Annotated in this window: 1 pseudogene; it reads right to left on the minus strand. The window is 72.5% G+C overall.

Annotated elements, in window-relative coordinates:
• Positions 1 to 200 (minus strand): annotated as a pseudogene (locus E9565_RS22100) (cell division protein DivIVA); the annotation flags it as partial.
• Between the last annotated feature and the right edge of the window lie 87 nt (positions 201 to 287).

Genomic DNA, 287 nt, shown 5'->3' on the forward strand with positions numbered 1-287 from the left:
TTGCGCTCCAGGCTGCTGCGCTTCTCCTCGAGACCACCCATCACCTCGACGTGCCGGCGCTCGGCGTCCTGGTCGAGGGCGGCGGCCTTGGCGCGCGCCTCCCGCTCCATCGTCTCGGCACGGGTCCGGGCGTCGCCGATCATGGAGTCGGCGCGGTGCTTGGCCTCGGCGACCATCTGCTCGCTCTTGGCGCGCGCCAAGGCCGCCGCCCTCGACCAGGACGCCGAGCGCCGGCACGTCGAGGTGATGGGTGGTCTCGAGGAGAAGCGCAGCAGCCTGGAGCGCAA

The sequence above is a fragment of the Blastococcus sp. KM273129 genome (assembly GCF_021698995.1).
In the GTDB taxonomy this organism is placed as follows: Bacteria; Actinomycetota; Actinomycetes; order Mycobacteriales; family Geodermatophilaceae; genus Blastococcus.